Here is a 13,237-nt window from a genome sequence, read left to right as displayed (position 1 = left end):
TGCCCGCAGGGCCGACCCGACCACGACCGGTACGCATCGGAGGCCCGGGAGCAGGGCTTCCGGCAATGAGGACGAAGGGGAACGACCAGGCGCTCCCGTCCGTGAAGGCGAAGTGGACCAGCGCGCGCGGTCGCACCGGTGACCGCCGGTCAGAGGCCGCCGAGGACCTGCGAGAAGCCGTCCCGTTTCGGACGATCAGCGAAGGACCATGAGCGGCGCAGAGGCGCGAAAGCGGTTCGGCGCGGCGGTGCCGGCCAGGATCTACAGCGATGGGCAGCTACGGCCGGTGCGCAACGCCCGAGTCGTGGACGAGGGGGAGGGCGGCCCGTCCGGGTGGGGGGGTGACGGGCGGCCTCACACCTCAGCGCATCGGGGAGCACGTCGTGTTGATGCGCGAGGCGGACCCTTCGCTGGTCGGCGAGGACATCCTGGCCGAACTCGGGATGCTCGTCGCGAACATGCGAGCCGACGGCGGCCATGTTCCGATCCCGGGAGGGGAAGGGGGCGCTGCCCCGTGACACGGGAGTAGCCGACGAGGGGCCGCCCCGCACGTGTGCGTGAGCACGCGCATGGGCGTGCTCACGGGTGTGGGGCTGCCCCTGCCGGTCCCGATCCGGGTGAAGAGCCGGCGGAGAGAGTCAGTTCCCCTCGGTCTCGAAGGCCCGCAGCAGATCGGCGGCGACGCTCACGGCGATGGTCGCGGGATCCTTGCCGGTGATGTCGGCGAGCCCGATCGGGGTCTTGATCCGATCGATGGTGGCCTCGTCGTGACCGCCCTCCGTGAGGAGGCGTCTGCGGAACCGCCCCCACTTGGCCACCGACCCGATCAGCCCGATGGAGCCGAGGTGATCCGTCCGCAGGGCGGCGTCGCACAGAGCGGCGTCCTCGGCGTGATCATGGGTCATGATCAGGACGTGCGTGCCGCGTGGCAGCGTCTCAAGGACCTCCTCGGGCAGCAGCGGAGTGTGGTGGACCCGTACCGCCGCCACCGCGTCCGCGAGGACCGCGAGCCGTTCCTCGGCGAGGATGTCGGACCGGCTGTCGACCAGATGGAGGTCGAGGTCCTGACGGGCCAGGACGCGCGCCAGTTCCATCCCGACGTGTCCGACGCCGAAGATCGCCACCGTCCTTACCACCGGGAGCGGTTCGAGCAGTACCGAGACCGTGCCGCCACAGCACTGCACGCCGTGACGGTTGGTCACCTTGTCATTGAGAGCGAAATCGATCAGCTCGGGTACGGGCGTGGACGCGGCGATCATCTCCCTGGCCCGATCGATCGTGACCGCCTCGACGTTGCCGCCGCCGATCGAGCCCCACGTCTCGGTCCGCCCCACGACGAGCTTCGCGCCGGCGTTGCGCGGGGCGTGGCCGCGCACGGTCGCGACGGTCACCAGCACGCCGGCCTCCCGGCGAGCTCGCAGCCGTGCGACCGCGGTGACCCAGGTCATGTCAGGCACCGTTCAGCGCTTCTGTCCCGGTTCGTGTCCCGGTCCCGGTGGCGAACCCGTCGCCGGGGTGACCGTTCGGGGAGGGACCGGCCCGGCGAGCCGCCTCGATCGCCCAGTACACCGCTTCCGGTGTGGCGGGCGAGGCGAGTTCCACGCTGACTCCGGCGGGCCCGAACGCCGCGGCGGCCTGCCGCAACGCCTCGCGTACCGAGAACGCCAGCATCAGCGGAGGCTCACCCACGGCCTTGGACCCGTAGACCGCGCCTTCCTCGGTGGCGTTCTCCAGCAGCCGGACATGGAACTCCTCCGGCATCTCGGAGAAGCTGGGCAATTTGTACGTACTGGCCGCCTGGGTCAGCAGCCGGCCGCGGCCCGGCCCGTCACCGGTGTCCCAGCGCATGTCCTCCAGCGTCAGCCAGCCCGCACCCTGCACGAAACCGCCCTCGACCTGACCGATGTCGATCATCGGGGAGAGGCTGTCGCCGACGTCGTGCACGATGTCCACCCGCCGGATGCGATACGCGCCGGTGAAGCCGTCCACCTCCACCTCGGTCGCGGCGGCACCGTAGGAGAAGTACTTGAACGGGGAGCCCTGGAACGCCTTCGCGTCCCAGTGCAGACCCTCGGTCCGGTAGAAGCCCGAGGCCGACAACTGCACGCGCTGGAGGTACGCGGTGCGCACCAGGTCGTCCCAGGCCAGCTCCTCGGCGCTGCCCAGGGCACGCGCGACGCCCTCGACGATGCGCACGTCCGAGGCGTTCGTGCCCAACCGGCCGCCGGCCACCTGGAGCAGCCGCTCGCGGATCTGCTCGCAGGCGTTCTTCACCGCCGCGCCGTTGAGGTCCGCCCCGGCGCTGGCCGCGGTGGCGGAGGTGTTGGGCACCTTGTCGGTTCGCGTCGGGGCGAGGCGCACCTTGTGCAGGGGGATGCCCAGCGTCGTCGCGGCCACCTGCAGCATCTTGGTGTGCAGGCCCTGGCCCATCTCGGTGCCACCGTGGTTGATCAGGACCGAGCCGTCCTTGTAGACCAGAACCAGCGCGCCGCCCTGATTGAAGGCGGTGAGGTTGAACGAGATCCCGAACTTGACCCCGGTGATCGCGAGTCCCCGCTTGGTGTTCGGGTGCGTGGCGTTGAAGGCCGCGATCTCGCGCCGCCGGTCGGTGACGCGACCGTCGGCGCGCACCTGCTGCCAGACGGTGGAGATCCGTTCGGGGTGCGTGACCGGCTGCCCGTACGGTGTCGTCTGGCCCTGCCCCGGCCGGTAGAAGTTGCGCTCCCGCAGCTCCATCGGGTCCAGGCCGAGGAGCGGCGCGCACCTGCCCATGATGTCCTCGATCACCAGCATGCCCTGCGGTCCGCCGAAACCGCGGAAGGCGGTGTTGGAGACCTTGTTGGTCTTGGCGATGCGGCCGGCGACGCGTGCGTTGGGGAGCCAGTAGGTGTTGTCGATGTGGCACAGCGCACGGGCGACCACCGGTTCGGACAGGTCCAGGCTCCAGCCGCCGTCCGCGGTCAGGGTGGCGTCCAGGGCCTGGATGCGGCCGTCGGCGTCGAAGCCGATCTTCCACTCCGCGTGGAAGCCGTGGCGTTTGCCGGACATGGTCAGGTCCTGGGTGCGGTTGAGCCGGACCCGGACCGGGCGGCCGGTCAGCCTGGCGCCGAGCGCGGCGACGGCCGCGAACCCGTGCGGCTGCATCTCCTTGCCGCCGAAGCCGCCACCCATCCGCAGGCACTGCACGGTCACCTCGTGACTGTGCAGGCCGAGCACGTGCGCGACGATCTCCTGCGTCTCGGAGGGATGCTGGGTGCTGCTCTGGACGAACATCTGCCCGTTCTCGTCGACCAGGGCCAGCGCCGCGTGCGTCTCGAGATAGAAGTGCTCCTGGTCGGAGAACTGGAACTCGCCCGAGAACACGTGCGCGGATTCGGCGAAACCGGCGTCGACGTCACCGGTGAGCATCACGGGCCGGGCGCCATGGAAGCTTTCCGCCTCGATGGCGTCCCGCAGCCCGATCAGGGAGGGCAGTTCGTCGAGCTCCACCTCGACGGCGGCCGCACCGAGCCGGGCCGCCTCCAGCGTCTCGCCGAGCACCCAGGCGACCGCGTGACCGTGGAACATGACGGTGTCGGGGAACAGCGGTTCGTCGTGCTTCATGCCGGCATCGTTGACGCCGGGCACGTCGGCACCGGTCAGCACGCGGACCACCCCGGGCACGGCGAGCGCGGGCCCGGTGCGCAGTCCGGTGATCCTGCCGTGGGCCCTCATGACCTGGACCGGGTAGGCGTGCAGAACGTCCTTGGTGCGATGGACCAGGTCATCGGTGTAGAGCGCGCTGCCGGTGACGTGCTGGGTGGCGCTCTCGTGCGGCATCGACACGCCGACGGCCGGCTTTTCGGGGCGCTGGGACAGTTGGCTCATGAGGAAACCGCCTCGGTGGTCTGCGCGTACAGCTTCAGCAGGCTCTGGCCCAGCATCGCGGAGCGGTAGGCGGCGCTGGCGCGCTGATCGTTCATCGGCGTGCCCTCCGTCCGCAGTACCCGCGCCGCGGCTTCGACGGTCTCCGCCGCCCACGGCCTGCCCTCCAGGGCCGCCTCGGTCAAGAGGGCACGGATCGGGGTGGCGGCCACACCGCCCAGGCCGATACGGGCCTTCTGGACGATCCCGTCCTCGATCCGGAGCGCGGAGGCGACCGCCACGCTGGAGATGTCGTCGAAACGCCGCTTGGCGATCTTGTGGAACGCCACGACCGGCGACAGCGGCAGCGGGACGCGTACCGCGCGGATCAGCTCGCCGGGACGGCGCACACTCTGCCGGTAGCCGGTGAAGTACTCCGCAAGGGGAACCTGGCGCTCGCCGTCGGCGTCGGTGAGCACCACCGACGCCTCCAGCGCGAGCAGCACCGGCGGGCTGTCACCGATGGGGGAGCCGGTCCCCAGATTGCCCCCGAGAGTCGCACTGTTGCGGATGAGCCGCGATGCGAACTGCGGGAACAGCTCCGCCAGCAGCGGGATGCGGCCGTCGAGGCGGCGTTCGATCTCGGTGAGCGTCAGCGCCGCCCCGATCTCGACGGAGTCGGATCCGAAGCGCAGCTCCCGCAGTTCGGGCAGCCGGTCGACGGCGATCACGCAATCCGCCCGGCGGGCACGGATGTTCACCTCCACGCCCCAGTCGGTGGAGCCGGCGACCACCACGGCGTCGGGACGCTCGCGCAGCAACCGCAAGGTCTCGCCCAGGGTGTTCCTCCGCAGGAACGCGCTGCCGCCCTGGACGTACTCGGTGGCGACCGGTGCGGGCGGGGGCTCCTCACGACGCTGTGCGAGCGGGTCCTGCTCGGTGGGCGCACCGACGGCGAACGCGGCATCGCGAATGGGACGGTATCCGGTGCAGCGGCAGAGGTTCCCGCTCAGGGCGTGCAGATCGAAGCCGTTCGGCCCGTGCTCGGGGTCGGTGCTCTCGGCCGGTTCCGCGTGCGCGCAGCGGTCGGGCCGGTAGTACTCGGCGGCCATGCTGCAGACGAACCCCGGTGTGCAGTAACCGCATTGGGAGCCACCGCGGACCGCCATCTCCTCCTGCACCGGGTGAAGCGCCCCGGGCGTGCCGGCACCGCCGTCGGTGGCGAGCCCCTCGGAGGTGACGACTTCCTGACCGTCGAGTGCCGCGGCCGGAAGCAGACAGGCGTTCACCGCCACCCAGTCGGTGGGCTCGTTCGTCCCGGGACGGGCGACCAGGACCGCGCAGGCGCCGCACTCACCCTCGGCGCAGCCCTCCTTGGTACCGGTGAGGCCACGCTCGCGCAGAAGGTCCAGCAGCGTGGTGTGGGGCGCGGCCGGCGAAACCGGCGCTTCGGTCCCGTTGATGGTGATGTGTGCCGCCGTCATGACAGGCCTTCGTTTCGGTGCGCGCTCGGTCGGTTCATCATCTTCGTCAATGTCAGACAGCTCTCTTTTATTCAGACGCACCGGGTGAGGGGAGTCAGGCGCGAAACGGCGCGCAACAGCCAGGCGCCGCGAAAAGGTGACGGGAAACCGGAGAATCCGACGCGAAAAGCGGAGATCCGGGAAGTCCGGAATATGCCACGAAAAGGGCACAGAAGGAGAGGGGGCGTGCTCAGCAGCCGTGCGCGATCCGGCCCGGAACCCAGGCGGTGCACTCGGCGAGGCGACCGAGGTCGGAGTAGGTGAACATCAGCTGGTCGCCTCCTTTCGAGGGCAGGGGATCGACGTTCACGGCAAATTAGTGGCTGCAGCCATGGAGGTCAAGGGGCCACCCGGCGCCACACCTTGCGTGAGCGCTCCCCCTCCCATCCGCTCGACCCTGCTCGATCGGCTGCGGCTGCTGAGCGGTTGTGGTTGCGGTGGGGTCGGTGAGGGGCCCCGCATCTCAGAGGCCACGTCTTATCGGTTCCAGTCAAGGGCGGTGGCTAATTCCCGGGCACGGTGCTCTCCTGGTCCGGTGCGGCCTGGGCGACATGGATGGCCGCGTCCGCGCGCGGGTCGTCGGGCGGGCCGTCTCGGTTGCCGTCGCTCTCCGGGCCCCAGCCGAGCAGCCGGACCTTAGCGACCGGTCATGCAGGGGTGCCGCATACCCATCTGCGCTCCCCGTGGACCCGGTCGACGTGTCGTGTCCCCTCGGGCGGATCATTCTCTTCGGGATCGAGCACGGCCTTGTTGGTGTGGTGTTTTGTAGTGGGGCTCTGTGATCTGCCCGGTGACCGAGCGCATGAACTCCGCGAGGGAGAGAGAGTGTGCTGTGGGCTGCCCTTTGCCATGGCGGCGTGGAAGCGGCGGTCGCGCTCCACACGGTGCTCGCGCCGCTCGATCTCCCGCGCCATGTATACGCGAGGGCGTCGCGCAGGGCCGCGAGGTCCTCCTCCGTGCGGCGCTCCGCGAAGAGTTCGGCGAGCTTGGTCTCCAGGGCTTTACGCGCTTGGAGTACGCCGGGGAGCCGGCGCCTGCGTTCCACGAGCCGCTCGACGGGCTCGGTCACGTCGAGGCTGTCGCCGACGAGGTGAGTGCCGCCACCGTGGTGCACCTCGACCAGGCCCTGTACTTCGAGGACGGTGATGCCCTGCTTGACCCAGGCGCGTCAGACGCCAAGCCGCTGGGCCGGTTCACGCCCGGGTGGGAGACAGCCGCCGGGCTCGGCGGCGTTGTTCTGCCGGGTCCCTTTTTGTGGTTGCTGAGGCCTTTCCCGGCGCTGGCCATCGGTACGATGATCGCGATCATGGGTGTCATTCTCGTGAAGGCCGGTACGGTCCTGGTGACCGGCCGGCCCGGCGAGCGCGGATTCGCGGACCCGATGAACCTCGCGCTCGGTATCGCGACGATCGGGTTCACTGCCGTGCTTCTACCTGCTGCTCACGGGAGCGCTGCGGTAACTCGCGGTCATGCTCGGGCTGGCCGCCGGCACGGTACTGGCCGGGCCTCTCGGCCGTATCGGCCTTGATGCGAGCCGCCGGCGGCGCGGGGGCCACAGGTGCCCGAGCCGATGCCGTGCGGTTCACCCCGGTCCAGTGTGGTCGCCGTGGTGCTGTTGATGCTCTACAGCCTCGCTCCGATGGCGGAGGCCACCGGCCAGACCGTCATCAACCATCAACGCCGGGGCGGTCGGGAAAGAGATCGATACACCTACCGACGTTCCCGGGACTGTCCGTGATGACGCGCTGACCTCGCTCTTCGGTGGGATTTTCGGTCTGCCACTGATGGTGACCAGCGGAGAGAACATCGGGATCGTGCGGGTCACCGGTGTCCGTAGCCGTTACGTCACCGCCGCGGCCGGTGTGGTCCTGATCGTTGTCGGGTTCCTCGCGCCGGTGACCCGGGTGATCAGTGTCGTCCCGTCGGCTGTGGCCGGCGGGACAACCATGGCCGTATTCGCGGTGATCACCGTGCTCGGTGTGCAGATGCCGGGCCGTTCCGACCTCGACCGGCACACCAATACGTCCATCTGTGCCGTTGCTCTGGCGCTGGGTCTGCTGCCGATCCTCGTCCCCGGTGTGTACGCCGGCTTCCCGTCGAACGTCCGCATCCTCCTCGAAAGCGGTGTCGCTGTGGGCGCGTTCGTCGCCGCCGTACTCAACATCCCTTTTCCCACCATGCCAGGCCGCGTGTCACTGCCCGGCTGACCACCCCACGCACGGGAAACAACCGATGAACCGGCTCACACGTGACCCCCTCGGCTCTCCAGGACCGCTACTGCTGGTACCCGATGCCGTGCCGCTGCCAAAGGCCTCGTCGACGGATACGCGGTGGTCGTCGACGGCGGCTGTTTCCACGCCGTCGGACCTGCCCGGGGAAGTGGCGCCTACGTATCCGGGGCTCGAGTGGTACGGCTGCCCGGTCATCTCCTGATGCCCGGCTTCGTCGATGCCCATCATCACCTGACGCAGAGTTTCGGTTCCGCGCTCACTTTCGGGGAGCCGGCGGAGATATTTCGCAGGGTCCGGGTTCCGCTGGAAGGAACGCTGGACGAGGAATCGGCCTCCGACGCGGCCGAACTGGCCGCGTCGGAGGCCCTGCGCGGTGGCTTCACCACCGTCACCGATGCCGGTACGCGCGCCGATGCGGACGTCGATGTCGTCGCGTCGGCCGCTCATAATGCCGGGATCCGCTGTGTGCCCGGCCTCGTGTGCAACGACGTCGCCGGTGACACCACGACTGTCACCGGTGAGGCCGCTACGACTGCCGCCGCCGATGACGCCGCGACCGCCGCCGGCGACGCTACGACTGTCACTGGTGAGGCCGCTACGACTGCCGTCGCCGATGACGCCGCGACCGTCACCGCTGTCCTCGCGAGCGCCGATAAGCACCTCACCCGCTACGACGGTCACCCGCTGATCCACGCCCTCCCTCGCCCTCTCGATCCCCGAGGCCGCCACCCCCACGACCCTTCACCGCACCGCACGTCTCGCCACGGAAGCCGGGACAGCCGTGCAGATCCACGCCAACGAGCACCTGGCCGGTGTCGAATACTCCCTCGTACAGCACGGACTGCGCCCCTGGAATACCTGCACCGCACCGGCGCGCTGGGCCCACAGCCGCCTGCCGCCCACACCACCCTGATCCCCTCCCCGCGACCCCCCCAACGAACTGACCCTGCTCACCGATACCGGAACCGCCATCAGCTACAACCCGGTGGCCAGCGCCTGGAAGAACAACGCCGTCGCCCCGGCCACCACCATGGCCGAGCACGGCATCCGCTTCGGACTCGGCACCCAACAGCACCTGCGGCGACGGCTTCCGGCTCGCTGAGGCAGCCGAGTTCGCCCAGCGGATCGCCCACGAGCCAGCCACCGGGCACTCGTCGTGCGCCGCCGGCTGGACCTGGCTCGAACATGCCGCCACCACCGCCACCACCGCCACCACCACCGGCGCCGCCGCGGTCGGCCCTGCTACGCGTACCAGCACCATCGCCGAGAAACCGGCCGCGGACCTTCTTCCTGCCGACATCACCAACCCCGGATAACGCTGGGAGGGGGGTTTGTTGGTGTGTGGCGGGGCGGCTGGTCTGGGGTGTTGCTGGTTCGCTGAGAGGTGGAATGGGCGGTCTTGGCAGCTGGGTCGGGGTATCTGAGCTGGAGTTATGTGTTCTGTGCTGAGGGCGGCTGGGTGTGTTGTAGGTAGTTCTAGCGTGTAAAGGCCCGATTGGTGTTTGTGCTGGTCAGAGCTTTTTGTCTGTCTGATGGGCGGGGCTAGCGGTTTCGGGTGCGGGTGTGGGGGCGGTGGTGGGTTTCGGCGAGGTGGTCGAGGCGGATGGTGTCGAGTGATTGTTTGGTGATGCGTTCGGTGCCGTCGCTGATGGCGGTGATGGCGGCTTGGCGGATGAGTCGGGTGAGGGATCCGATGCGGCCTGCGGTGCGCTGGTGGAGGTAGGGGGCGTGGCGGGGGAGGGTGCCTGGTTTGTGCTGCTGGAGGTCGAGGTGGTTTTCGATGTCGGTGATGACGTCGCGGAAGGGGTGGCGGGTGCCGTGGCGGGCGGGTAGGGGGCCGCAGTCGACGAGGGTGGCGCGTCCGGCGAGTTGGGCGCTGCGGGTGCCGGTGAAGAGGGGTGTGTCGGTGACGTTGATGCCGGCGTAGACGAATGTCGCGGGGAGGCGTTCGCTCAGGTCTTTCAGAAGGTCGACGGTTTGGGCGCCGGTGGTGGTGCGGGGGTTGAGGCGGTGGATCTCGTCGATCATCACGAGCTGGATGCCGGCCTGGGTGTAGGTGTGGCAGACGGCTTCGGTGATCTGGGTCTGGGTCATGCGCGCGGCCACGGGGATGCCGAGGTAGCGGGCGAATTCGGTGATGAGGGTTTTCGCGGTGGCGCCGGGCGGGACCAGGACATACGCGACGGGTACCGAGGCGTGCGCTGATCCGGGCGGTGCCGGGTTCTTGCGGGTGTGGGCGAGGTGGCAGGTTCGCCCGACGTTCAGGAGGGCGGTGGGTTTCCCGGCTGCGGCGGGTCCGGTGACGATGAGGGAGGGCCGTGCGGTGGTCTGCTGGTGGCGTCCGAGGATCATCAGGGTGCGGACCTGGGTGGCCAGGGTGTGGATGGCGGGGGTGCGGATGGTGACGAAGCTGGAGTGGTAGGCCAGGCGTTCCTCTGTGCTGCGGGGCGGGTCGCCGGGCCGGGGCGGGTCGGTGGTGGCGAAGCGGTGCCAGCCCTGCCAGGTGGTCAGCGGCCAGGACAGCTCGGCTCCGCCGTTGTCGCCGGGACCGCCTGGTGTGCTGCTCGCGCTTGTCTGGCTGGGGTTCACCATGTGGCGGCTTCCTCGTGCGCGTTGTAGAGCCCGAATCCGGTGGCCGGGGCGGGGCTGAGGTCGTCGTCGGGCAGGTTGTCGAGGTCGTCGATGCTGTCGTCGTTGCCTTCGTCGCCTTGCTGCGCCGGGCTGCCGGCGGGTGCTTCGGTGCCGTGGTCCCCATCGCGGGCTGCGGGGAGAGGGAGGTGAGCGGTGCGGGCCAGGAGGGCCTGCTCCGTTGTGGTGGCGTGGCCGCTGTGGACGCGGCGCATGAGCTGGTCGAGGGCGTCGGCGAGGCTGGCTTCGTGCTGCTCGGCGTCACCGTGGTTGCCGTCAACGGCCTGGGTGCGGATGTGCTGCCAGGTGCGTTCGTCGAAGGGCCGGTGGACGTGGTCGCGGTGGATCCACGGAATCTCGGTGAGTTCACCGTCGGGGAGGCGGACCCAGATCTGGCGCACGTCGTGGGGGTTGTAGTGGATTTCCCATTTCCCGCCGCGGCCGGCGACGGGGGATGCCTGGCTGCGGTGCGGGGCGAGGAGGTCCGCGTCGTAGGTGCGGTGGTGGATGGTGATGCCGGCGGGGGTGATGGCCTGCCAGCGCACGGGGAGCAGCTCGAGGTAGTCGCGCCCGGTCAGCGGGACGGGCACGTACCCGGCGACCGCGACAAGGACGGCCCACATCTGGTTCGGGGTGAGGGCCTTCCTGGGCATCATCGGGTGGCGCAGCCCTTCGTGGGGCCGGTGGTGGTAGTGCACCAGCCACTCATCGAGGAGGCCCTGGAGCTGGGCGACGCTGTAGCAGGCGTCTTTCTCGGTGTCGGGGCCGCGGCGGGTGACGTTGGATCCGGTGTAGCCGGGCAGGTGCTGGCAGAACAGGGCGTTGATGGAGCCGAAGGTGCGCTCGACGATGCCCTTCGCGGTGGGGGCGCGGGGCGGGGCCGGCTGGACACTGATGCCGAGGCTCTCGCAGGCGGCGGTGAACGCCTGGGAGATGAAGACTTTGCCGCGGTCGACGACGATCGTCTCGGGCAGGACGACCGGCCGGGCCGCCGCACCGGCCAGACGCTCGTCCAGCGTGGCCAGCCGCTGGTGGGGGAGTGCGCGGGCGTGGTCCATGCGCAGGATGTCCGGCCAGGTCGGGCGGGCGGGGTGCGGGACCGCCATCTCCGCGAGCACCAGGGCCGCGTCGACGGCTTTGGTCGCGCTGGGGCACAGCACGGCGGCGAGGATGGAGCGGGTGGCGACGTCGACGGCGATAGTCAGTTCGGGCCGGGCCAGACGCCCGTCGTCGAAGAGGGCCAGGACATCCAGGCGGGTGGTGTCGATCTGGACCTGCTCGCCCGGCCGCAGCGCCATGGCAGGGGTGAAAGCCCGCCCCTCGACACTCGCGGGCACCTGGCGGACCGGACCGCTGGGCAGTTCGCCGGGGCGGGCGAGTGTGGTGACGAGCCGGTACAGCGTCGCCTGGGACGGCACGGGTACCGCGCCGGGGCCATGCTGATCTTCGAGGATCTGGTTGATGAGCGGGAACAGGCCGTTGATGGTGCCTTTGGAGCGCCCGCGCCGGCGGCGCAGCGCTTCACGGACGGCGGCGACGACCCGTTCGTCGGACCGCCCGGTAGGGCTGGAGGCACGAGTGGTGCGGTGGTCCAAGAGCCCCCACAGGCCCTGCTTGCGATAAGCGAGCCGCATGCGCTGCACCGTGGTGCGCGACACCCGGCCGAACCCGAGCGCGGTCAGCTCCTCGGCCTTGGCCTGCTCCCGCTCGGCCAGCGTGTGCCGCTCTGGGTCGTACTGCTCACGCACCGCTCCAGCACTGCCGGGCCCGCAGGCAAGGCCGCATTCGACTTCCCGCACATGCCGCTGCCAAGCCAGGGCCTTCTCACGTGCCGCGGCGGGGGCGGTCTCGAACAGCCCCCACTGCGGGGCCGCCTGCGGTACATCGGCTCCGATGACGCTGAAGCCGGGATCGGCGAACAGGTACCCGGCGAGCACCGCCTCGCCACCGCCGTCCGGGCCGACGAGGTGAATGGTCTGCCCGGACAGGGCGACCACCTGCCACTTCACACCCCGGAACCTGACCTGCGCCCCGGCCTTCACCGACGGCCGGGCGTTGCGCCGCGCGGTCACCGAGCCCCTCCCGCCGTGCCCGGACCCGGGCCACTCCAGCCCGCGGGACCGACCAGGACGCGTTCATGCAGCGGTGCCTCCAGGTCTGCCGTCACCCGCCCGTGCCACAGGGCGTGAAAGACCACCGGCAGGACCTCGATCGGGTCACCGGCTGCTTCGACACCCTCGATCAGCGGCCGCGGCCGCGCGAACGCCTCCACCACCGCAGGTGTCAGGCCGGGGCGGCCGACGTTGCGGGGGTGGCGGTAGCCGGCCAGCCACTTCAGATTGGCGGCCAGGACGTCGTCGAGCGGCGCAAGACGCCGGTAGGCCCAGCCGATCTCCTCACACGCCGCGCTCACCGCTTCGGCGGCCTTCACCGCACGGTCGCCGCCGGCCTCCATGTGGCTGGGGCAGTCGGCCAGCACACCCGTGCCGTCGCGGTACCGGGCGAACAGCTGCGGCACCCAGGAACGCACCCGGCCCCGTTCCTCCCGCCACAGCAACCGCACCGGACGCCCCGCGAGCCCGGTCACATCGGGGTCGCGGTCCAGGACCATCAACTGGGTGCGCATCGCGTTCGACCCGGCCGCCACGTGCCGCCCGGTGGTCGCCGACCACCACAGCCCCGGCCCCCAGCGGCGCCCCGGGATCACCGGGAACGCCGACACCGGCGGCAACTCCTCGAATCCCACGGTCATGGCGGCATCCGCCCACCGCTGCTGAACCGACTGCCCCACCGGATCGAGGAACACCGCCTCGAACCCGCTCCGACGATCCACGGCCACTCGCCTCGCCCGGCCCCCGGGCCGGGCGGCCTCTCCTGTGCTGATCACCCGCGTCAGCCAAGCCGCTCCCGCCGACAAGCATCGTCGTTTTCAGGGTTTCTGCCACAAACGAGTGCCGTATCAGCTAACAGCCGATGCGCCCGGTCCCACCTTGCTCTCAGCCGCCCTCTTCC

General features: G+C 70.1%; 11 protein-coding genes and 1 pseudogene. 5 read left to right on the top strand and 7 right to left on the bottom strand.

What is annotated here, in order from left to right:
* The first annotated feature begins 383 nt into the window (after nt 1-383).
* Nucleotides 384-518 (top strand): hypothetical protein, encoded by a 135-nt coding sequence (locus tag ACIQPT_RS32855; RefSeq protein WP_401161297.1) that lies wholly within the window; start codon nt 384-386, stop codon nt 516-518.
* Nucleotides 519-638: 120 nt separating this feature from the next.
* Here the strand turns inward: ACIQPT_RS32855 and xdhC are convergent, their stop codons facing one another.
* From xdhC to ACIQPT_RS32835, 4 genes are all read right to left on the bottom strand, one after another.
* Nucleotides 639-1,448 carry a xanthine dehydrogenase accessory protein XdhC gene (gene xdhC, locus ACIQPT_RS32850; RefSeq protein WP_401161295.1) on the bottom strand — a complete coding sequence of 270 codons (810 nt, stop codon included), beginning with the start codon at nt 1,446-1,448 and terminating at the stop codon, nt 639-641.
* A 1-nt stretch (nt 1,449) separates the two neighbouring features.
* Nucleotides 1,450-3,867: a xanthine dehydrogenase molybdopterin binding subunit gene (xdhB, locus tag ACIQPT_RS32845; RefSeq protein ID WP_401161293.1), complete on the bottom strand. Its 2,418-nt coding sequence runs from the start codon at nt 3,865-3,867 to the stop codon at nt 1,450-1,452.
* Nucleotides 3,864-5,327, bottom strand: coding sequence for a xanthine dehydrogenase small subunit (locus tag ACIQPT_RS32840; protein WP_401161291.1), 1,464 nt, complete (start codon nt 5,325-5,327; stop codon nt 3,864-3,866). Before ACIQPT_RS32840 ends, xdhB begins: the two co-directional genes overlap by 4 nt.
* Before the next feature lie 529 nt (nt 5,328-5,856).
* Nucleotides 5,857-6,411: an FCD domain-containing protein gene (locus tag ACIQPT_RS32835; protein ID WP_401161428.1), complete on the bottom strand. Its 555-nt coding sequence runs from the start codon at nt 6,409-6,411 to the stop codon at nt 5,857-5,859.
* Nucleotides 6,412-6,471: 60 nt separating this feature from the next.
* Between ACIQPT_RS32835 and ACIQPT_RS32830 the strand changes: the two genes are divergently transcribed.
* From ACIQPT_RS32830 to ACIQPT_RS32815, 4 genes and pseudogenes are all read left to right on the top strand, one after another.
* On the top strand, nt 6,472-6,894 hold the full coding sequence (locus ACIQPT_RS32830) for a hypothetical protein (RefSeq protein ID WP_401161289.1): 423 nt from the start codon (nt 6,472-6,474) through the stop codon (nt 6,892-6,894).
* A 145-nt stretch (nt 6,895-7,039) separates the two neighbouring features.
* Nucleotides 7,040-7,573 (top strand): solute carrier family 23 protein, encoded by a 534-nt coding sequence (locus ACIQPT_RS32825; RefSeq protein WP_401161426.1) that lies wholly within the window; start codon nt 7,040-7,042, stop codon nt 7,571-7,573.
* A gap of 225 nt (nt 7,574-7,798) precedes the next feature.
* A pseudogene (locus tag ACIQPT_RS32820) lies at nt 7,799-8,218 on the top strand (amidohydrolase family protein); the annotation flags it as partial.
* Between the two features lie 160 nt (nt 8,219-8,378).
* Nucleotides 8,379-8,510 carry a hypothetical protein gene (locus ACIQPT_RS32815; protein ID WP_401161442.1) on the top strand — a complete coding sequence of 44 codons (132 nt, stop codon included), beginning with the start codon at nt 8,379-8,381 and terminating at the stop codon, nt 8,508-8,510.
* Nucleotides 8,511-9,139: 629 nt separating this feature from the next.
* Here ACIQPT_RS32815 and ACIQPT_RS32810 read toward each other — a convergent pair.
* The 3 genes from ACIQPT_RS32810 to ACIQPT_RS32800 all read right to left on the bottom strand — a co-directional run bounded on the left by ACIQPT_RS32810 (nt 9,140) and on the right by ACIQPT_RS32800 (nt 13,064).
* The gene (locus ACIQPT_RS32810; protein WP_401161424.1) at nt 9,140-10,108 is read right to left on the bottom strand and encodes an ATP-binding protein; all 969 of its coding nucleotides are present in this window, start codon (nt 10,106-10,108) and stop codon (nt 9,140-9,142) included.
* Between the two features lie 74 nt (nt 10,109-10,182).
* On the bottom strand, nt 10,183-12,297 hold the full coding sequence (locus tag ACIQPT_RS32805; RefSeq protein ID WP_401161286.1) for a Mu transposase C-terminal domain-containing protein: 2,115 nt from the start codon (nt 12,295-12,297) through the stop codon (nt 10,183-10,185).
* Nucleotides 12,294-13,064 carry a TnsA-like heteromeric transposase endonuclease subunit gene (locus ACIQPT_RS32800; RefSeq protein ID WP_401161422.1) on the bottom strand — a complete coding sequence of 257 codons (771 nt, stop codon included), beginning with the start codon at nt 13,062-13,064 and terminating at the stop codon, nt 12,294-12,296. Before ACIQPT_RS32800 ends, ACIQPT_RS32805 begins: the two co-directional genes overlap by 4 nt.
* Between the last annotated feature and the right edge of the window lie 173 nt (nt 13,065-13,237).

Source organism: Streptomyces sp. NPDC091289 (genome assembly GCF_044757365.1).
Classification (GTDB): Bacteria; Actinomycetota; Actinomycetes; order Streptomycetales; family Streptomycetaceae; genus Streptomyces.
Note: the sequence above shows the minus strand (reverse complement) of the source record. Positions and strands in the feature narration are given on the sequence as shown.

Bases quoted from the DNA above. Each gene is read 5' to 3' on its own strand.
- xdhC (WP_401161295.1), bottom strand. From the start codon at position 1,448: ATGACCTGGGTCACCGCGGTCGCACGGCTGCGAGCTCGCCGGGAGGCC.
- xdhB (WP_401161293.1), bottom strand. From the start codon at position 3,867: ATGAGCCAACTGTCCCAGCGCCCCGAAAAGCCGGCCGTCGGCGTGTCG.
- ACIQPT_RS32840 (WP_401161291.1), bottom strand. From the start codon at position 5,327: ATGACGGCGGCACACATCACCATCAACGGGACCGAAGCGCCGGTTTCG.